We start from the raw sequence: 16,224 nt of genomic DNA on the forward strand, positions 1-16,224 counted from the left end.
TAAGAGGAAGGAAGAGAGAGACAGATGAATGATCCCCGGATTCAAAAGCTTGCGGCGAACCTTGTAGGTTACTCCGTAAACGTACAGCCTGGCGAGAACGTGCTCGTCGAAATGATCGGCAGTGAACGAGATTTGATCAAAGCTGTTGTGGAGGAAGTGGGTAAGGCCGGAGGCCGTGCATTTGTGCAGCTGACCGACCGCACAGTTCTGCGCAGTATGCTCAAATATGCAACACCTGAAGGAATCAAGACCTGGGCAGAGATCGATTTGAACCGGATGAAGCAGATGGACTGCTATATCGGCATCCGTGCCGGTGAGAATGTCAATGATCTGTCCGATGTGCCGGAAGAGAACATGAAGCTCTACAACTCCCTGTATTCCCACCCGGTACATAGCGAACAGCGCGTTAAGCACACCAAATGGGTGGTGCTGCGTTACCCTAACGCCAGTATGGCCCAGCTCGCCAACACGAGCACAGAGGCCTTTGAGGACTTTTACTTCGAAGTCTGCAACTTGGATTATGCCAAAATGGACAAAGCCCAGGATTCGCTGGCTGAGCTTATGCGCAGAACCGACAAGGTGCGTATCGAAGGTCCCGGAACAGACCTTACATTCTCCATCAAGGGAATCGGGGCGGAGAAATGCTCCGGCCAGAAAAATATTCCGGACGGAGAAGTGTACAGCGCGCCTGTCCGTGATTCCGTGAATGGAACGATCAGCTATAATGCCGCATCAATCTACAACGGGGTGACCTTCGAGAATGTGAAGTTCACTTTCGAGAACGGCCGGATCGTAGAGGCTACCAGCAATGATAGCGCACGGCTGAATGAAATTCTGGATTCCGATGACGGCGCGCGCCATATCGGCGAGTTCGCCATCGGCTTCAACCCTTATATTCTGCATCCGATGAAGGATATTCTGTTCGATGAGAAAATTGCCGGCAGTCTGCACTTCACACCGGGCCAGGCTTATGATGTGACGGATAACGGCAACCGTTCGTCCATTCACTGGGACCTCGTGCTGATTCAGCGACCTGATTACGGCGGCGGCGAAATTTACTTCGACGATGTGCTGATCCGTAAGGATGGGATTTTTGTGGTGCCGGAACTGGAAGGTCTGAATCCGGAGAACCTGAAATAAAATGGTACAAAAGCGGTGATTCCAAAAGCACGTAATGGCCTGTTTCCAAGAAACACCTTGCGTGAGTAAGCGGATTCAATGTATCATGGAATTGGTAACAAGTGAACATAAGTATATAATCAAGTTGCGGAGGGATTCCTATGTCCAACAATGCGGCAATCGTGGATATTGCACAGACAGCAAGCCAATTTAATTCATCTATCGTTCTTCAAGCGGACAACAAGTACATTGATGTTAAGAGCATCCTGGGCTTGTTCACTACTCTGGTATCCAGCCAAAGCTACGAGCTGCATGTACATGGCACAGATGCCGAGGAAGCCAAGAAAGCCATGAGCGAAGTTTTTGCCAAACACAATTTGAATTTTACAGTAGTAGCAGAGTAATTCCAGTTTCTTCTCAGACGTCCGGCCTTGCGGCTGGGCGTCTTTGCTGTGCAGCGGGGTGATTTTGCAGGAACTTCAGGAATAACCCAAACTGAAATCTTGTATTAGGTCCTAATTTCGACTAATATTAAGAATAATAAGCAATCGCTGCTGTAACTTTTGGACATGGGGGGGAAAATGCATGACTTCATCGGATTTGCAGGAACAGCTCAATATCAAAGCAATCAATCTTCTTCAAGAAGATGCCGATAAAATTCAGAAGCTCATTGAAGTACAGATGGAGAATTTGGCAACCCGTTACTGCCCTCTCTATGAGGAAGTGCTGGATACCCAGATGTACGGCTTCTCCAGAGAGGTCGATTTTGCGGTCAGAGCGGGGCTGGTGCCTGAGCTTACAGGCAAGCAGGTGCTGAGCAAGCTGGAACGCAATTTGGCTGTACTGTATGAGGCGCTGAACAAGAAGGCTGAGGAGCGGGAGATGTAAGTCCCGGTCATCAAGTGGAAACGGCATTGCCGTCCTTGTTAAGGACGGTTCCGTTTAATTCTTATATTTTCAACAAAACGCACATGAAGGACCCGGTGGTCGATCATGTGCGTTTTTTTAATGGAGCTATAGGGCCTCAGAAGGGCAATCAGACCAAATAGAAAGACACGCCCAGAATCATGTAGACCGCCAGCAGCAGGAGACCCTCGTACCAGTTGGTTGCGCCGTCCTGAATAATCGATTTGGCGATGAACACCGATACGGCAATGGCTACGATCTCAATCGTGGTGAACACAATCGACATGGTGTTGCCCATGAAATAACTGGCGAAGATCAGCACAGGAGCGACGAACAGGGCAATCTGCAGACTGCTGCCTACGGCGATCTCAACTGCGGCTCCGATCTTGTTCTTCATGGCGAGCATAATGGCAGCGCTGTGTTCTGCGGCGTTACCGATAATTGCTACAAGGAATGCACCGACGAACAGCTCGCTGAAGCCAAAGCGTTCGGTGAGAGTCTCCAGCGTTCCGACCAGCCATTCACTGACGAAGGCGACCATCACAGTGGCAAGGACGAGATAGAGGATTGAACGGTTCCGGGACCAGACTGGAGCATGCTCATTCGGCAGCTCTTCCGCAGTATCGTCCGTAACATCCGCCAAATACTTCTTGTGTGTGATCATGGAGAAGACCAGCCAGGCAAGGTAGGCGGCAATCAGCAGGCCGGCAACAACAAGGCTAAGCACATCAGTGTCTTTCTCAGTGATGGAATGCGTGTTGAAGAACATGGCCGGGACGAACAGGGCGATGACCGCAACAATCATCAGCGAGCCGTTCAGACCGGCGAGTGTGACATTGAAGTTCTGAACCTTGAACTTCATGCCCCCGGCAAAAATGCTAAGTCCGAGGACGAGCAGCAGGTTGCCGATGATGGAGCCGGTCAGACTCGCTTTGACCATGTCAAACAGTCCTTCCTTGACTAAGAAGAAGGCGATGATCAGCTCGGCCGCATTGCCGAAGGTTGCGTTCAGGAACCCTCCAAGCCGCTGTCCGGCGTAGTGGGCTACACTCTCAGTGGCCCGGCCGAGGAAACCGGCCACGAAGATGACTGAAACGGCGGACAATACGAACTGAAGCGTATGATCCCAATTCGCGTAATGCCCTATGGCGCTAAGGATGAAGCTGATGACCAGCAGCGCCGGTGAGATCCATTTTTTCAAGGGTAAGCACTCTCCAGTCTCTATATGTAGGTTGAATTCATAATCAATATACCCAAATTGTTCCTGGCTGTAAACGGGGGTGAGAGAAAGTCATTTGCTTTTTAGCCTGCTTTGGAATTACAATAATTGATAATGAGAGTAGGGGGGATATGGCATGGCAGAACAGCTTCAACTGGAATTGGGAAATATACGGATATCGAATGACGTTGTCTCAAAAATTGCCGGCCTGGCCGCGCTTGAGACTCCCGGAATTGCAGCTATGTCTGGCGGTTTGTCAGAGGGCTGGGCAAAGCGCCTGAGCGGCAAGAACGTGCAGAAGGGTGTTACTGTCGAAGTGGGTCAATTGGAAGCTGCAGTCGATCTGCGCATCATCGTACTGTACGAAACGCCGATTCATGAAGTGTGCCGCATGCTTCAGCAGAATGTTCGCGAGGCTGTGGAGAGTATGACCGGACTTCACATCGTAGAGGTTAACGTTAAGGTCGAAGGCGTAGCCTTCAAGAACGACGAGATTTCTTAAGCACAATTATATTAGTCATCCATGCAAAAGGCAGTCCGGAATATATTCCGGACTGCCTTTCAACTTGGCTCAACCCTCATCTGTATGTAGGTGGCCTCTTAGCGTGCGCGTGTGCCTGCACTTCTGTTGTTGCGCACTTGTCTGACCGTAGTCACAGACTTCACGACTTCCTCCTTGGCAGGACGGTTGGTCTCCCGTGAGATGCTGAGCATAATCCCCATGCATAGCATGGTGACGAGCAGGGAGGAGCCGCCGTAGCTGATAAAGGGCAAGGTAACCCCGGTCATCGGGATCGTATTAGTGACACCGCCGATGTTGATGAAGGCCTGAATGGCAATCAGTCCCATAATCCCGATGCCGACCAGTGTGCCAAAGGGATCGGTGCACCGCAGTGAAATTAAAATCCCTCTCCAGATGAAGTACAGATAGAGCAGCAGGAACAACGCGGTTCCGACAAAGCCGAGCTCCTCACCAATGACGGAGAAGATAAAGTCGGTATACGGATACGGCAGATAATGCAGCTTCTGGATACTCTGTCCGAATCCGGAGCCTTGTGTTCCCCCCTCGCCAAGGGCGATCAGGGATTGCATAATATTGTAGCCGCTGCCGGAGGCATCTTTCTCCGGGTCAAGGAAGGCTTCAATGCGGCCCTGTCTGTAGTCTTTCTGAAATTCAGCTTTCTCGGTGTGAGGGGACAAGGAATCAATGGCTGCCTTCGCGCCTATGACGAGGGCTACCCCCAGAACAAGCAGAGCGATCGATCCCATGATGTGCTTCATGCTGGCACCGCCGGCATAGATGACAAGTCCGCTGGTTGCAACTAGAATGAGGCACGAGCCCAGATCGGGCTGCATCATAATCAGTCCGGCGACAATTCCGACGATAATCATGACCGGGATATACCCTGTCCGCAAATCGCGCAGGCGTTCACCTTTTTTGGTGATCAGGGCAGCCAGGTAGAGAATGATAGAGATCTTGGCCAGCTCGGTAGGCTGAATCCCAAGGGTTCCGATACTCATCCAGCTCTTGGCGCCGTTAATCCCCTCAGTGGTTGCTACGAACAGCAGCAGGACGAGGGTAATCACGAAGATCGGGGCGTACCATTTCTTGAATTTGCTGTAGTGGATATTCATGACAACGAACATGATGAAGCTACCCAGCACGGCCCAGACCAATTGTTTTTTGACGAAGAAAAATGCATTATTGCTGTATTTCCCGCTGGCAAGGGTTAAGCTGGAGCTGGAGCTGAACACCATAAGTAGGCCGAAGCCTACGAACAACAGGGTGAGAATAAGCAGCTGGAAATCGGGCGTTCCTCTTTTGGGCGGGTTGGCTTTGGCGGCCGGTTTTCCCTTCGCGGTACTCAAGCTTCCAGCAGCGCTTTCAATTCATCGATATGCTTCTGGGCTACCTCAAGCACCGGCTGAGGCACCGGAGATTCATATTCCAGTCCGTGGGGGAAGGTGGCCTTGCCCAGATAGACGGCTTCAATCGCCAGCACCGCGTCCGCCTTCTCCAGCTTCCCTTCCACAGCACGGGTATTAATGCGCAGGAAGTATTCGCCGCCATCCTTGCGGTCTTCTATCTTGCAGTCATAAGTCGCGCGGTAGTATTCCCATTGCCATCTGATGAATCCTGCTTTGGATGCACTCTCGTCGAGATAAAGAAGGTCGCTCTTCAATCCTTCGAGGCCCGTGTTCTCAAATATCATAGCGCACAACTCCCCCTAATGAAGTATAATGATTCATTTGTAATTAAAATTTGTTATTGTTCTTCCTCATGATAGTCTGTTTCCGGGGGTTGCGCAAGGTAGAACGGGCTGATCGATACCCACTTTTTTGCGTTTCTGCTACAATAAAAGAAAGTTGGCAGGCTGCGGAGCGGACTGAACTCAAGGGCTTGCCCCGCAGGCTTATCCGCAGGATACTGTCCGAGAAGGGAATGGAGAGTTATGGAGAGGTTAAAGTTCGAGGAGCTGCTCCCGGAAATGGTCAAATGGCGCCGCCATCTGCACCGTCATCCGGAGCTGTCCTATGAGGAGAAGGAGACCTCCGCTTATGTCGGGGCAAGGCTCACGGAGCTGGGGATTGAGGTCCGGCGAAGTACAGCAGGCTACGGATTGACAGGGATACTTAAAGGCCGGGAGTCCGGCAGAACGGTAGTCCTGCGTGCAGATATGGACGCGCTGAATATTACGGAGGAGAGCGGCCGGGAATATGCTTCACAGCATCCCGGGGTCATGCATGCCTGCGGGCATGACGGGCATACCGCCATGCTGCTGGCTGCGGCAGCGTATTACAGCTCCCGCCGTGAGGAGCTGAGGGGGGAAATCCGCTTTCTCTTCCAGCCGGCGGAAGAGATCTGTCCCGGCGGCGCAGTGGGCATGATTGCGGAAGGCGTGCTTGCGGGTGCGGACGCCGTCTACGGGCTGCATCTATGGACGCCGTTCCCGCTGGGGACGGTAGGCAGTGCGCCGGGGCCGCTGATGGCTTCGGCCGATGAGTTCTTCATCGATCTGGTCGGCCGGGGCGGACACGGGGGCATGCCCCACCGCACAGCAGACAGCCTTGTGGCCGGTGCGGCACTGGTCACCGGGCTGCAGACGATTGTCAGCCGCAACGTTGATCCGCTGTGCCCTGCTGTGGTCAGCGTAGGAACGATTCAAGGCGGCTCGGCCCAGAATATCATTGCCGAGCGCTGCCGTATTACCGGGACGGTGCGGGCATTCGATGGAGAGACGCGTCATCTGATCCGCCGCCGAATTGAAGAAATGGCGGCGTCCGTGGCCGCAGCGTATGGTACAGAGGCGAAGGTGGACTATCTGATGGGGTATCCGCCCCTGGTGAATGACATTGTTGAGTATAAACGTTTTGCCCGTGTTGCCCCTGAGGCGCTGGGTACAGATGCCAATGTGATGCTGATGGAGAAGATAATGCCGGCGGAGGACTTTTCCTATTATGTTCAAGAGATTCCCGGCTGCTTCATCTTCGTGGGTGCGGGCAATGAGGCCAAGGATGCCGACTATCCGCATCATCACAGCAAATTTGATTTCGATGAGGATGCCATGCTCTATGGCTTGAAGCTGCTGGTAGGTATGGCCGACTCCTGTCTGAATGAGTCATTATCCGTATAAATGTTACCGCTACAGGAAAAACTACTCTCAAATGCCATGGTAACGTGGACAGGAGGGTTCATTCTTGAAGACAGTCAAAGAAGTGATGACCGCGCAGCCGGTGTCGGTTACTCTGCTGGACAATATCTACGAGGTTGCCGTCGCTATGAGAGATAGTGGGACAGGCTTCATTCCGGTGGTAGATTCGGCTGACGGGGCAACGCTGATTGGTGTGATTACAGACCGCGATCTGGTCATCCGCGGGTATGCGGCCAAGCACCCCGGCTCAACAGCCGTGGAGACAGTCATGAGCCGGGAGGTCCTCTCCGTTCAGGAGTCCGCCTCCGTGGAGGAAGCGGCAGAGCTGATGGCCTCGGCGCAGATCCGGCGCATTCCGGTGACAGAGGGCAAGAAGCTGACCGGAGTAGTCTCCCTAGGTGATTTGGCAAATAAGAGAATGTTCGCAGATGAGGCTGCTGAGGCGCTTCACGAAATCTCACAGCGGCAGCAGCTGCATTAATAGAATGACGAATGGCTCATATCCGTTAGGCGGAGGTGGGCTTTTTCGTTGTAGGGAGAGATGCGGGTCGAATGAGTAAATGAGGGTAGGTAAAAAGAGAATTGTATCACTATAGCAGACAAGGAGGGAACAGGATGAGCAGAGCAGGGGCAGGACCATGTATTACACGGAACGACCGGACGATTCTGCTGGAATGCGGACATCCGGGATCTGAGGAGGCGCGGGCGGTTCTAAGCGGATTTGCCGAGCTTGTCAAAAGTCCTCCAGCCTACCACACTTACCGGATCACACCGTTGTCCCTATGGAACGCCGCAGCCGGGGGACAGACAGCGGCAGAGGTCATTGAAGGACTCCGCAGGCTGTCCAGGTGGGGTATTCCTTCCGAAGTGGAGGGGGAGATGGAGCTGCTGATGTCCCGTTACGGAAGCTTGCACCTGCATGCGGATGACACTGATTCACAGCTTGTAACATTAACCGCTGACCGGGCGAGTCTGCTGGATGAACTGAATAACTCTCAGAAGCTGAAGGAGCTGGGCCTGCGCCGGGCCGGAGAGCTGCATAGCCATTGTCCGAAGATGAACCGGGGGCTGCTGAAGCAGGAGTTGACTAGACTGGGCTATCCGGTTCTTGACTACGCAGGGTATCGGGACGGGCAGCAGCTGAAGATAGCCTGGCGGGAATCTCTGGGGAACAATGTCCAAGCAGGCAGCAGCAGTGGATTCGAGCTCCGGGATTATCAACGGGAGGCTGTCCGAAAGTTCCAGGGAACCGGCGGACATGGCGGCAGCGGTGTGGTGGTTCTGCCCTGCGGGGCAGGCAAGACCGTTGTGGGCCTTGCGGTGCTGGAGCAGCTGCAGTGTGAGACGCTGATCCTTACTTCGAGTACGACTTCTGTGGAACAGTGGCGCGGGGAGCTGCTGCTGCGGACCTCGCTGAGCGAAGATGAGGTCGGGGAATACACGGGAGAGCACCGGGAGGTGCGGCCTGTAACCGTTACAACCTATCAGATGCTGACCCACCGGCGCTCCAAGGGAGGAGCGTTCGTCCACATGAATCTGTTCCATGAACGGAACTGGGGGCTGATTATCTATGACGAGGTCCATCTGCTTCCGGCACCTGTCTTCCGGGCGACCGCAGATATTCAGGCTACGCGGCGGCTGGGGCTGACAGCAACGCTGGTCCGGGAGGACGGGCGGGAGGGTGATGTGTTCTCCCTGATCGGCCCGAGATGCTATGACCTGCCCTGGAAGGTGCTGGAGCGGCAGGGATGGATTGCAGCTGTCGACTGCATCGAGGTCATCGTCCCGATGAGCCAGAAGCTGCGGCAGCAGTATTTGTATGCCGGGGCGAAGGAACAGTTCCGGCTGGCTGCGGGCAATCAGGCCAAGACGCATGCGGCAGCGGTGATTGCTTCGGCGCATCCCGCAGCGGCGATTCTGGTGATCGGCCAGTACCTCGACCAGCTGGAGCAGATGGCGGCGCTGCTTGCGGCCCCGCTGATCACGGGCAAGACTCCCCAGAAGGAGCGGAATGCACTGTACGCTGCGTTCAATGAAGGCAAGCTGCCGGTGTTAATCGTCTCCAAGGTGGCGAACTTTGCTGTGAATCTCCCGGATGCCTCAGTGGCAATTGAGGTATCCGGCGCCTTCGGTTCCCGGCAGGAGGAGGCTCAGCGGCTGGGCCGCATCCTTCGTCCGAAGCCGGGGGATAACCGGGCGTATTTCTACACACTGGTTACGGGAGACAGCCGGGAGCAGGACTTCGCCCTGCGCCGCCGGATGTTCCTGACAGAGCAAGGCTATGAATACGGGGTTCGGATGCTGGACCCGGCGGAAGGAGTTGTTCTCTGATGGAACTGGAACCGGCAGATGATATTAGCAGACTGTCTGCGGACGCTTGTGAAGTGCTGCTGCGAATAGCGGCAGAGCATGCGGCTTCACCGTGTACAGCAGATTCTATAGAGCGTCTGCGGCCTGAATTCCTGTGCCGGGCCGAGCAGATGCTTGCCTTGGACGAATTGCTTCAAGCAGGGATGCTGGAGCTGCGGCAGAAGGTGTGGGGCGAGAGGCTGTATCAGATTCCACAACAGCAGTATCCCTTGATCCTTCGGAGCTTCTGGACGGGTTGCCCTCAGGTACAGGTGGAGGGGGCAGTACGGGTTGAGCATGCGGCGTGTTCAGAACTGGCAGGAGAGTTATTTCAAGGCCTGCTGTTCATAGCCCGGGAAGGCCTGCCGCTGACATCTAAGGGAGTGATACATAAGAAGCAGCTCAGCCGGTTAGCCGGAAGGTTGTCCATACCGGAGGAGTCTCTGGCCCTCCTTGAGTCCTCCGCCGGTCACCAGAGCTATCCGCTGCCGGTTACATTAATCATTGATCTGCAGAACGTACTGGGGCTGATTACCCGCGACAGCAGCGGGTATGTAGTAGATAGACCGATGCTGCAACGCTGGCTGGCGCTTACCGCACAAGAGATGACTGATATACTCTATACCTTGGTCATCAGCCGTTATGGTGCTCCGCTGCCTGAAGAACAGCATTTCAGACATTTTCTCTCGGCAACGGAGTTTTGGCCGGACAAGTGGTTTGCGGTAGCGCCTGTTCTAAGCTGGATGAGACAGAATGGTCTTGCCGGGGAGCTGCCTGTACCAGGGGCGGCAGGGTCTGACTCAGACTCAGACTCAGGGCTTAAGCGGGCAGCAAGTGCCTGGATTCGCCTTCTGGCTGCTTTTGGCTGGTGTGAGCTGGGCTCTTCAACGGAAGGGGAGGCGTGCTTCCGCTGGAAGGCAGTGAAGCCGCAGCTAACGGGACGTAGTCTAGGGACAATCCCGCAGCATCAAGAGGGGGCAGAGGAAGAAGACAGTGACACAGAAACAACCAGCAGCAGCCCAAGAATATTCGTAAACAGCCCAAGCATAGCAGAAAGCATCCCAAATACCGCTGCCAGCGGCACCAAACCACAAGATAGAGTCCAAACAACAGTGTGTAGAAACCTAAGTCAAGTAGACAGTGACATAGAAACAGCAGGCAACAACTCAGAACTTGCAGACCTAGACAGCGCCTCCGAAGCTCAAGACACCGTTTTCAGCCCACAGAGTCCCGTAGCAGCAGAGGCTGCGCAGGAGCCGCTGCCGCAAGCACCGGCTTCAGCATCCCCCGGCTTCATAGTCCAGCCGGATTTCGAGGTGCTGGTTCCGCCGGAGGTCCCTTATACGGTGCGCTGGACCTTGGCCGGGTGTGCGGAGCTAATGCATCACGACGATATCTGGAGCTTCCGGTTGACCCGGGAGCGGCTGGAAGCGGCAGCGGACCAGGGCTTCGTTCCGGGTGAGGTGATCTCCTGGCTGAACGCCCATGCCGCCGGAGGATTGCCGGAGCAGATCGAACTGGCGCTCCGGCAGTGGGCCAGTTCGATCGGACGGACGGAGCTGGCGGAGGTTCTTCTGCTGTCCTGCGCCGGAGAGCAGGAAGGCGAGGATATCGCCGCCCATCCCCGGCTGCAGGACATCGTTACCCGGATCGGCCCGCTCCACTTCATCGTCCGGCCGGAGGCTGCCGGGCAGCTGCGCAAGGAGCTTGCCGCCGCCGGTCTGGCACCGTCCGTAAAGGCAGAGAATCAGAACGGGCCTGCCGCCCACCCCCAAGTGTTTGAACTGTCCGGGCCAATGGAGCGTTACGTGCTTCCTGCCGCAGCCGGGGAACGGGGCTTGCTGGGAACAGGACCCTCCCCGAAGCTCCTGCCGCTGGATAGAGGTGGCCTCTCGATACTGGAGCTGCCGGGTGAGGAGGCCGTGCCGCAGATGTGGTTCAATCAGTGGAGGCAGTATCATGTCACCACAGCGCAAAAGGTAATGGAGCAAGCCCTAAGCTGGGGAATCAAGGTCCGGATCTCCTACGGGGGCAAGGCGGCGGATTTCATTCCAGAGCGGATCAGCGGACGTCCATGGAAGGTAAGGGGCATTCTGCTGCTTCCGGGAACGGAGACGGCAGAGGAGACAGAGCTTGCAGCGGAAGACTGGCAGGAAATTCAGCTGTTGCATCCGCTAAAGGACAGAAATTCTTCTTCTGCTGAGGCGGGCGGATATGTTATGATAAGGTAGTCTATCGCTGCGGTAGAACATTAAATGCAGAAAAGAGTTGAAGTTCATGAGCGTAGCGGAATTAAATACGGTCGATATGGCCGAAGTGCTGACATACGCCTATGAATTAGGCGATATGATTAATCAATCCGCAGAAGTGTCGGATTACCTATACTGGAAGGGACAGGTGGATAACCATCCCCAAATCCAGGCCATGATCAAGCGGCTGCAAAGCAAGAAGGAGCTGTTTGACGAGACACAGCGGTTTGGTCATTTTCACCCGAACTATCACTCGGCCAAGGATGAGGTTGAGGCTGTAGAGCGGGAACTGGAGCAGTTCGAAGCAGTGGTCCGGTTCAAGAATGCGGAGAAGACGCTGGATGATATTCTTCATTCCATGTCTGAGGCGATCGCATTCTCGGTCTCGGACAGCATTAAGGTTCCCAGTAATGACCCCTCCCCCAAAGGCGGATGCGGCAGCGGCGGTAAATGCTCCTGCGGATAAGCTGACCCATGAGGAGATAGAGAAAGAGAGGCGGATGAGCTTATGTTTGCGGAACGGACAGGTTATATTGTATGGGTTAGCGACGTCAAGGCAGCGCGCAACCTGGAGAAGTACGGCACACTGCACTACGTTTCCCGTAAAATGCACTATGCGGTAATGTACGTCAATGCGGAGCGCGCTGAGGAAGTCATGAAGAATGTCCGCAGACTTTCTTATGTGCGCAAGATTGAGCGTTCGTACCGCAATGAACTGAAGACGGAATATACCAGCAACGGACCGGACAAGTCCAAGTACTACGGTCTGTAGTTCAGGGATAAAGGTTATTTAGACAGACGCCGCTGGCGTCTGTTTTTTTGAGGGGGACCCGCAATGAACAAAGAAGAACAGGTCTTAACCGCTTTCCGGGAATTATTCAATAAGATGAACTGGCTGAACAAGTCGAAGATGGAGATCAGCCTTAAGGGCAATAAACCCTCTGAGGTACACTGCATTGAATACATCGGAACACATCCGGACGCCAACGTAACCAAGCTTGCAGAGGCCTTGTACATGACCAGGGGGGCGATCAGCAAGATTACACGGAAGCTCCTGCATAAGGGGCTTATTGAGAGCTACCAGAAGCCGGACAATCAGAAGGAAATCTATTTCAGGCTTACTGTTCAAGGGATGGCTGTATATCAGATCCATGACGACTTGCACCGTGAGTTCCGGGAGCGGGACAGACCTGTGTTTGAGCAGGTGACCGACAGCCAGTATGCCGGTATGCTCAGCTTCATGGAGAAGTATAATAAGCATTTGGATGAAGAGATTAAGAAGCAGGAGCCGGAGAACAGTACGGAAGAAGATTAATTTCCCCTCCAGACTGAGGCAAAATATTTCATCAGAGCTACCTTCACCCGGCAGGGTGTTTTTTTATGGTTAATATTTTGTTTCCATGGAATCAAAAATGTGTTAGGATGATATTGTTTCTTAGGAAACAAATCATAAGCTCTAAGGAGAGAAGATACATGTCCACATCCAGATCTGATCACCATCAAGATCAATCTTCAGAACCAAAGGTAGATAAGCACGCGCTTATATTCGGTCTAATCTCAGTGTTTTTATGCGGAATAGGCTTCAGTATCATCGCTCCTGTGGTTCCGTTCCTCGTCCAGCCTTACATTAGCGATCCCGGAAAACAAGCGGTGATAGTTACCCTGCTGACTTCAGCGTATGCGGCCTGCCTGTTCTGTGCGGCGCCTGTGCTGGGTGCGCTGAGTGATAAATACGGACGGCGTCCGCTGCTTCTCCTATGCCTGCTGGGTTCTGCTGCCGGTTACTTCATATTTGGCCTTGGAGGGGCTTTGTGGATGCTGTTCGCCGGGCGGATCATTGAAGGGATCACAGGCGGGAGCATCGGTACAATCTTCGCTTATTTTGCAGACATCCTTCCGCCGGAGCAGCGGACCAAGTACTTCGGCTGGGTGAGTGCGGTGGTAGGGGCGGGGACGATTATCGGTCCATCTATGGGCGGGCTGCTGGCCAAGTTCGGGTATTCGGTGCCCATGTATGCTGGCGCAGCCGTAACATTACTGAATGTGGGTTATGGCTTCCTGTTCATGCCGGAGAGTCTGGAGAAAAGTAAGAGACTGAAGGTAATCCCCTTAGTCAGGCTGAATCCCTTCTCGCAGCTTGCGAACCTGCTGTCCATGAAGAACCTTAACAGGCTGCTTGTCTCCGCGTTCCTGCTATGGATACCGAATGGATCATTCCAGGCTATTTTTTCACAGTTCACGTTGGATAATTTCAGCTGGAAGCCGGTGATCATTGGAGTGATGTTCTCCATCATGGGCTTGCAGGATATCCTGTCCCAAGGATTCATTATGCCAAAGCTCCTCAAAAGATACACTGACAGGCAAATAGCCCTCCTCGGAATGGTCTCCGAAATTGTTGGCTACGTCCTGTTTGCGTTGTCGGCCTTATTCGCCTTTTATCCTCTTTTTATCGCAGGGATGTTTATCTTCGGCTTCGGCGATTCGGTCTTCGGGCCTTCGTTCAACGGAATGCTGTCCAAATCTGCCGCTGCGGGCGAGCAGGGACGGGTTCAAGGGGGCAGTCAATCGATTCAGGCACTGGCGAGAATGATCGGGCCGCTGGTTGGAGGACAGCTCTACGTGTCACTTGGACCGGCTGCACCGGCATTTATGGGGGTGATCCTCATTGGAGCGGCGATCCCTGTGCTCTATACAATTAACCGGACAGAAGTATTGTCGAAATAAGTCGTTAGTGTGAAAAAAGGTGCGCAGAAGGCAATGCCCCGTCCCGAAGTTTATCCCTGCTTAATAATTCCAATCTATGCTGAGGAGAGTGTTATTGAATTCACGAAGACAAGCATACGGGGGATTAGATGAATAAGACAGGAACCCTGTCCCGCAAGCTTGCGGCATTGCCGCAATATCTGAGATATATGAGCGGGAGATTCAGGGATGAGGTTCAGGAGCTGGGCAGATTAGCTGTGCTGCTGGATATTATGGAGCATGAATTGCTGGATACGTATTTTCAGCCGATTCTGCATTTGCGGAGCGGGGAGACGCTGGGACATGAGGCGCTGAACCGTCCGCCCGCTTCGCCGCAGTTTCCGAGCACGGAGCATTTTTATGATTTTGCCGGACGGAGTGATCAGATGTTCCGCTTCGAGCAGTACTGCCGGAGGATGTCGCTATCCCGGTACATGGAGCGGCTGCCGGAGGCAGAGGCCGGGAACGGGGAGCTGCTGTTCGTGAATGTGCAGCCTGGTGTGCTGTATGACCCCCGCCACAAGAGCGGAGAGACGCTGGCCTATCTGAAGGAGCTGGGGCTTGCGCCGGAGCGGATCGTCTTCGAGCTGACAGAGCGTCAGGCGGTGCAGGATTATGTCCGGTTTGAAAAGGTACTGTCCCATTACCGCGAGCAGGGCTTCCGCATTGCAGTGGATGATGCCGGCTCCGGCTACAACAGTCTCAAGACGCTGGTCTATCTGAAGCCGGAATTCATCAAGCTGGACAAGTCCCTCATCCGGGGAATTCATACCAGCCGGGAGCAACAGGAGCTGCTGGGACTGGTCCGGGAATATGCCGACCGTTCCTCTACCCGGGTGATTGCCGAGGGGATTGAGACAGCGCCGGAGCTGCATTTTTTACAGATGGCGGGGGTGGAATATGGTCAGGGCTATGCGCTTGGGAGACCGGCTCACCGGCCTGAGCGTGGAGCACTTCCGTCTCCGGTGCTTCCGTATCCAGTCAAGGGAGGGTGTAAGCATGTTTCTTCAGATCGGTGAAATCGCTGAACAAATCCCGGACATTTCGATTCATCATAAATGCGGGTTTGTGGACCAGATTTTTAAAAGCAATCCCCAGCTCCAAGGCGTAGCCGTCACGGAAAACGGGCGGACTGCCGGATTGATTATGAGGATCAGCTTTTATCAGAAAATAGGTACGCTATACGGATATACGCTCTATATGGGCAGACCTGTAGAGCTGGTGATGGACAAAAATCCGCTGGTGGTGGACTATAACACGCCCATTATCGAGGTAAGCAGGCAGGCGATGTCGAGGCAGGAAGAGAATCTGTATGACTATGTGATCGTGACTCACGAAAAGGCCCTGTTCGGTGCGGTTAGCGTAAGGGATCTGCTGCTTAACTTCGCGGAGATTCAGGCGGTGGCCGCCAGCTTCCTGAATCCGTTAACGGGGCTGCCGGGGAATATCAGTATTACCGAGTGGATGGTGAAGACGCTGCTTCAGGATGAATTCAGTGTACTCTACATCGATCTTGACCATTTCAAGGCATACAACGACACCTACGGTTTCAAGGAAGGCGACCGGATGATTCAGGCCACTGCGGAGCTGCTGAAGCATGAGGCGCTGCGGATGAACGGATTCCTGGGGCATATCGGCGGGGATGATTTTATTATTTTTATCAGCGATTATCACTATGAGGAATGCTGCAGAAGCATTATCGCGGCGTTTGATATGGCGGTTAAGGATTTCTATCATGCCGGGCATCTGGCCCAGAAATATGTGCTGACCGAGAGCCGTTCGGGACAACTGGAGGAGATCCCGCTGGTCTCGATCTCGATTGCCGTGGTTACGAACCGCAGCCGCCGGTTTGCCTCCATTGAAGAGCTGTCGGTAGAGGCGGCCCGCTTCAAAAAAAGCTGCAAAATGATCAGAGGCAGCAGCTACGTCGATGACAGCGATGTCAGTATGCACCGGACGGGCAGCTGAGGTTACGCCATGTAAGTCT

17 protein-coding genes are annotated in these 16,224 nt (G+C 54.0%); 14 read left to right on the forward strand and 3 right to left on the reverse strand.

The features are described from left to right. Positions 1–24: 24 nt before the first annotated feature. The 3 genes from MKZ07_RS04105 to MKZ07_RS04115 all read left to right on the forward strand — a co-directional run bounded on the left by MKZ07_RS04105 (position 25) and on the right by MKZ07_RS04115 (position 2,007). Positions 25–1,140, forward strand: coding sequence for an aminopeptidase (locus MKZ07_RS04105; RefSeq protein WP_036695009.1), 1,116 nt, complete (start codon positions 25–27; stop codon positions 1,138–1,140). Positions 1,141–1,280: 140 nt separating this feature from the next. Then, the gene (locus MKZ07_RS04110; RefSeq protein WP_036695008.1) at positions 1,281–1,523 is read left to right on the forward strand and encodes an HPr family phosphocarrier protein; all 243 of its coding nucleotides are present in this window, start codon (positions 1,281–1,283) and stop codon (positions 1,521–1,523) included. 181 nt (positions 1,524–1,704) lie between these two features. Beyond that, complete coding sequence (locus tag MKZ07_RS04115) at positions 1,705–2,007, forward strand: YlaN family protein (protein WP_036695007.1); 303 nt, start codon at positions 1,705–1,707, stop codon at positions 2,005–2,007. Between the two features lie 148 nt (positions 2,008–2,155). On the opposite strand, the gene cax is transcribed toward MKZ07_RS04115, so the two are convergent. Then, positions 2,156–3,226: a calcium/proton exchanger gene (gene cax, locus MKZ07_RS04120; RefSeq protein ID WP_036695006.1), complete on the reverse strand. Its 1,071-nt coding sequence runs from the start codon at positions 3,224–3,226 to the stop codon at positions 2,156–2,158. Positions 3,227–3,380: 154 nt separating this feature from the next. Here cax and MKZ07_RS04125 point away from each other — a divergent pair, with 154 nt between their 5' ends. Continuing rightward, on the forward strand, positions 3,381–3,746 hold the full coding sequence (locus MKZ07_RS04125) for an Asp23/Gls24 family envelope stress response protein (protein WP_036695005.1): 366 nt from the start codon (positions 3,381–3,383) through the stop codon (positions 3,744–3,746). A 98-nt stretch (positions 3,747–3,844) separates the two neighbouring features. On the opposite strand, the gene ftsW is transcribed toward MKZ07_RS04125, so the two are convergent. Both ftsW and MKZ07_RS04135 read right to left on the reverse strand, forming a co-directional pair. Beyond that, positions 3,845–5,113, reverse strand: coding sequence for a putative lipid II flippase FtsW (gene ftsW, locus MKZ07_RS04130; protein WP_036695004.1), 1,269 nt, complete (start codon positions 5,111–5,113; stop codon positions 3,845–3,847). After that, positions 5,110–5,457 carry a YugN family protein gene (locus MKZ07_RS04135; protein WP_036695003.1) on the reverse strand — a complete coding sequence of 116 codons (348 nt, stop codon included), beginning with the start codon at positions 5,455–5,457 and terminating at the stop codon, positions 5,110–5,112. Before MKZ07_RS04135 ends, ftsW begins: the two co-directional genes overlap by 4 nt. Before the next feature lie 240 nt (positions 5,458–5,697). On the opposite strand from MKZ07_RS04135, the gene MKZ07_RS04140 reads away from it, so the two are divergent. From MKZ07_RS04140 to MKZ07_RS04185, 10 genes are all read left to right on the forward strand, one after another. Further along, positions 5,698–6,879 (forward strand): amidohydrolase, encoded by a 1,182-nt coding sequence (locus tag MKZ07_RS04140; protein WP_341024647.1) that lies wholly within the window; start codon positions 5,698–5,700, stop codon positions 6,877–6,879. A gap of 64 nt (positions 6,880–6,943) precedes the next feature. Continuing rightward, positions 6,944–7,378: a CBS domain-containing protein gene (locus MKZ07_RS04145; RefSeq protein WP_076154708.1), complete on the forward strand. Its 435-nt coding sequence runs from the start codon at positions 6,944–6,946 to the stop codon at positions 7,376–7,378. A 134-nt stretch (positions 7,379–7,512) separates the two neighbouring features. Further along, the gene (locus MKZ07_RS04150; protein ID WP_341024649.1) at positions 7,513–9,228 is read left to right on the forward strand and encodes a DNA repair helicase XPB; all 1,716 of its coding nucleotides are present in this window, start codon (positions 7,513–7,515) and stop codon (positions 9,226–9,228) included. Further along, positions 9,228–11,477: a helicase-associated domain-containing protein gene (locus MKZ07_RS04155; RefSeq protein WP_341024652.1), complete on the forward strand. Its 2,250-nt coding sequence runs from the start codon at positions 9,228–9,230 to the stop codon at positions 11,475–11,477. Before MKZ07_RS04150 ends, MKZ07_RS04155 begins: the two co-directional genes overlap by 1 nt. Positions 11,478–11,523: 46 nt before the next feature. After that, complete coding sequence (locus tag MKZ07_RS04160) at positions 11,524–11,961, forward strand: YlbF family regulator (protein ID WP_036694998.1); 438 nt, start codon at positions 11,524–11,526, stop codon at positions 11,959–11,961. Positions 11,962–12,003: 42 nt separating this feature from the next. Beyond that, complete coding sequence (locus MKZ07_RS04165; protein ID WP_036694997.1) at positions 12,004–12,267, forward strand: YlbG family protein; 264 nt, start codon at positions 12,004–12,006, stop codon at positions 12,265–12,267. A gap of 63 nt (positions 12,268–12,330) precedes the next feature. Beyond that, positions 12,331–12,810: a MarR family transcriptional regulator gene (locus tag MKZ07_RS04170; protein ID WP_036694996.1), complete on the forward strand. Its 480-nt coding sequence runs from the start codon at positions 12,331–12,333 to the stop codon at positions 12,808–12,810. Between the two features lie 158 nt (positions 12,811–12,968). Beyond that, a complete protein-coding gene (locus MKZ07_RS04175; RefSeq protein ID WP_341024655.1) occupies positions 12,969–14,219 on the forward strand; it encodes an MFS transporter in 1,251 nt (416 codons plus the stop codon). Between the two features lie 128 nt (positions 14,220–14,347). After that, positions 14,348–15,256 carry an EAL domain-containing protein gene (locus MKZ07_RS04180; protein WP_036694994.1) on the forward strand — a complete coding sequence of 303 codons (909 nt, stop codon included), beginning with the start codon at positions 14,348–14,350 and terminating at the stop codon, positions 15,254–15,256. Then, complete coding sequence (locus MKZ07_RS04185) at positions 15,237–16,205, forward strand: GGDEF domain-containing protein (protein WP_036694993.1); 969 nt, start codon at positions 15,237–15,239, stop codon at positions 16,203–16,205. The genes MKZ07_RS04180 and MKZ07_RS04185 overlap by 20 nt, the downstream gene beginning before the upstream one ends. Positions 16,206–16,224 lie beyond the last annotated feature (19 nt).

The organism is Paenibacillus sp. FSL P4-0338, assembly GCF_038002365.1.
Classification (GTDB): domain Bacteria; phylum Bacillota; class Bacilli; order Paenibacillales; family Paenibacillaceae; genus Paenibacillus_AQ.

Bases quoted from the DNA above. Each gene is read 5' to 3' on its own strand.
- MKZ07_RS04125 (WP_036695005.1), top strand. From the start codon at position 3,381: ATGGCAGAACAGCTTCAACTGGAATTGGGAAATATACGGATATCGAAT.
- MKZ07_RS04150 (WP_341024649.1), top strand. From the start codon at position 7,513: ATGAGCAGAGCAGGGGCAGGACCATGTATTACACGGAACGACCGGACG.
- MKZ07_RS04105 (WP_036695009.1), top strand. From the start codon at position 25: ATGAATGATCCCCGGATTCAAAAGCTTGCGGCGAACCTTGTAGGTTAC.
- MKZ07_RS04110 (WP_036695008.1), top strand. From the start codon at position 1,281: ATGTCCAACAATGCGGCAATCGTGGATATTGCACAGACAGCAAGCCAA.
- MKZ07_RS04165 (WP_036694997.1), top strand. From the start codon at position 12,004: ATGTTTGCGGAACGGACAGGTTATATTGTATGGGTTAGCGACGTCAAG.
- MKZ07_RS04155 (WP_341024652.1), top strand. From the start codon at position 9,228: ATGGAACTGGAACCGGCAGATGATATTAGCAGACTGTCTGCGGACGCT.
- MKZ07_RS04185 (WP_036694993.1), top strand. From the start codon at position 15,237: ATGTTTCTTCAGATCGGTGAAATCGCTGAACAAATCCCGGACATTTCG.
- MKZ07_RS04140 (WP_341024647.1), top strand. From the start codon at position 5,698: ATGGAGAGGTTAAAGTTCGAGGAGCTGCTCCCGGAAATGGTCAAATGG.
- MKZ07_RS04180 (WP_036694994.1), top strand. From the start codon at position 14,348: ATGAATAAGACAGGAACCCTGTCCCGCAAGCTTGCGGCATTGCCGCAA.
- MKZ07_RS04170 (WP_036694996.1), top strand. From the start codon at position 12,331: ATGAACAAAGAAGAACAGGTCTTAACCGCTTTCCGGGAATTATTCAAT.
- MKZ07_RS04175 (WP_341024655.1), top strand. From the start codon at position 12,969: ATGTCCACATCCAGATCTGATCACCATCAAGATCAATCTTCAGAACCA.
- MKZ07_RS04115 (WP_036695007.1), top strand. From the start codon at position 1,705: ATGACTTCATCGGATTTGCAGGAACAGCTCAATATCAAAGCAATCAAT.
- MKZ07_RS04135 (WP_036695003.1), bottom strand. From the start codon at position 5,457: ATGATATTTGAGAACACGGGCCTCGAAGGATTGAAGAGCGACCTTCTT.
- MKZ07_RS04160 (WP_036694998.1), top strand. From the start codon at position 11,524: ATGAGCGTAGCGGAATTAAATACGGTCGATATGGCCGAAGTGCTGACA.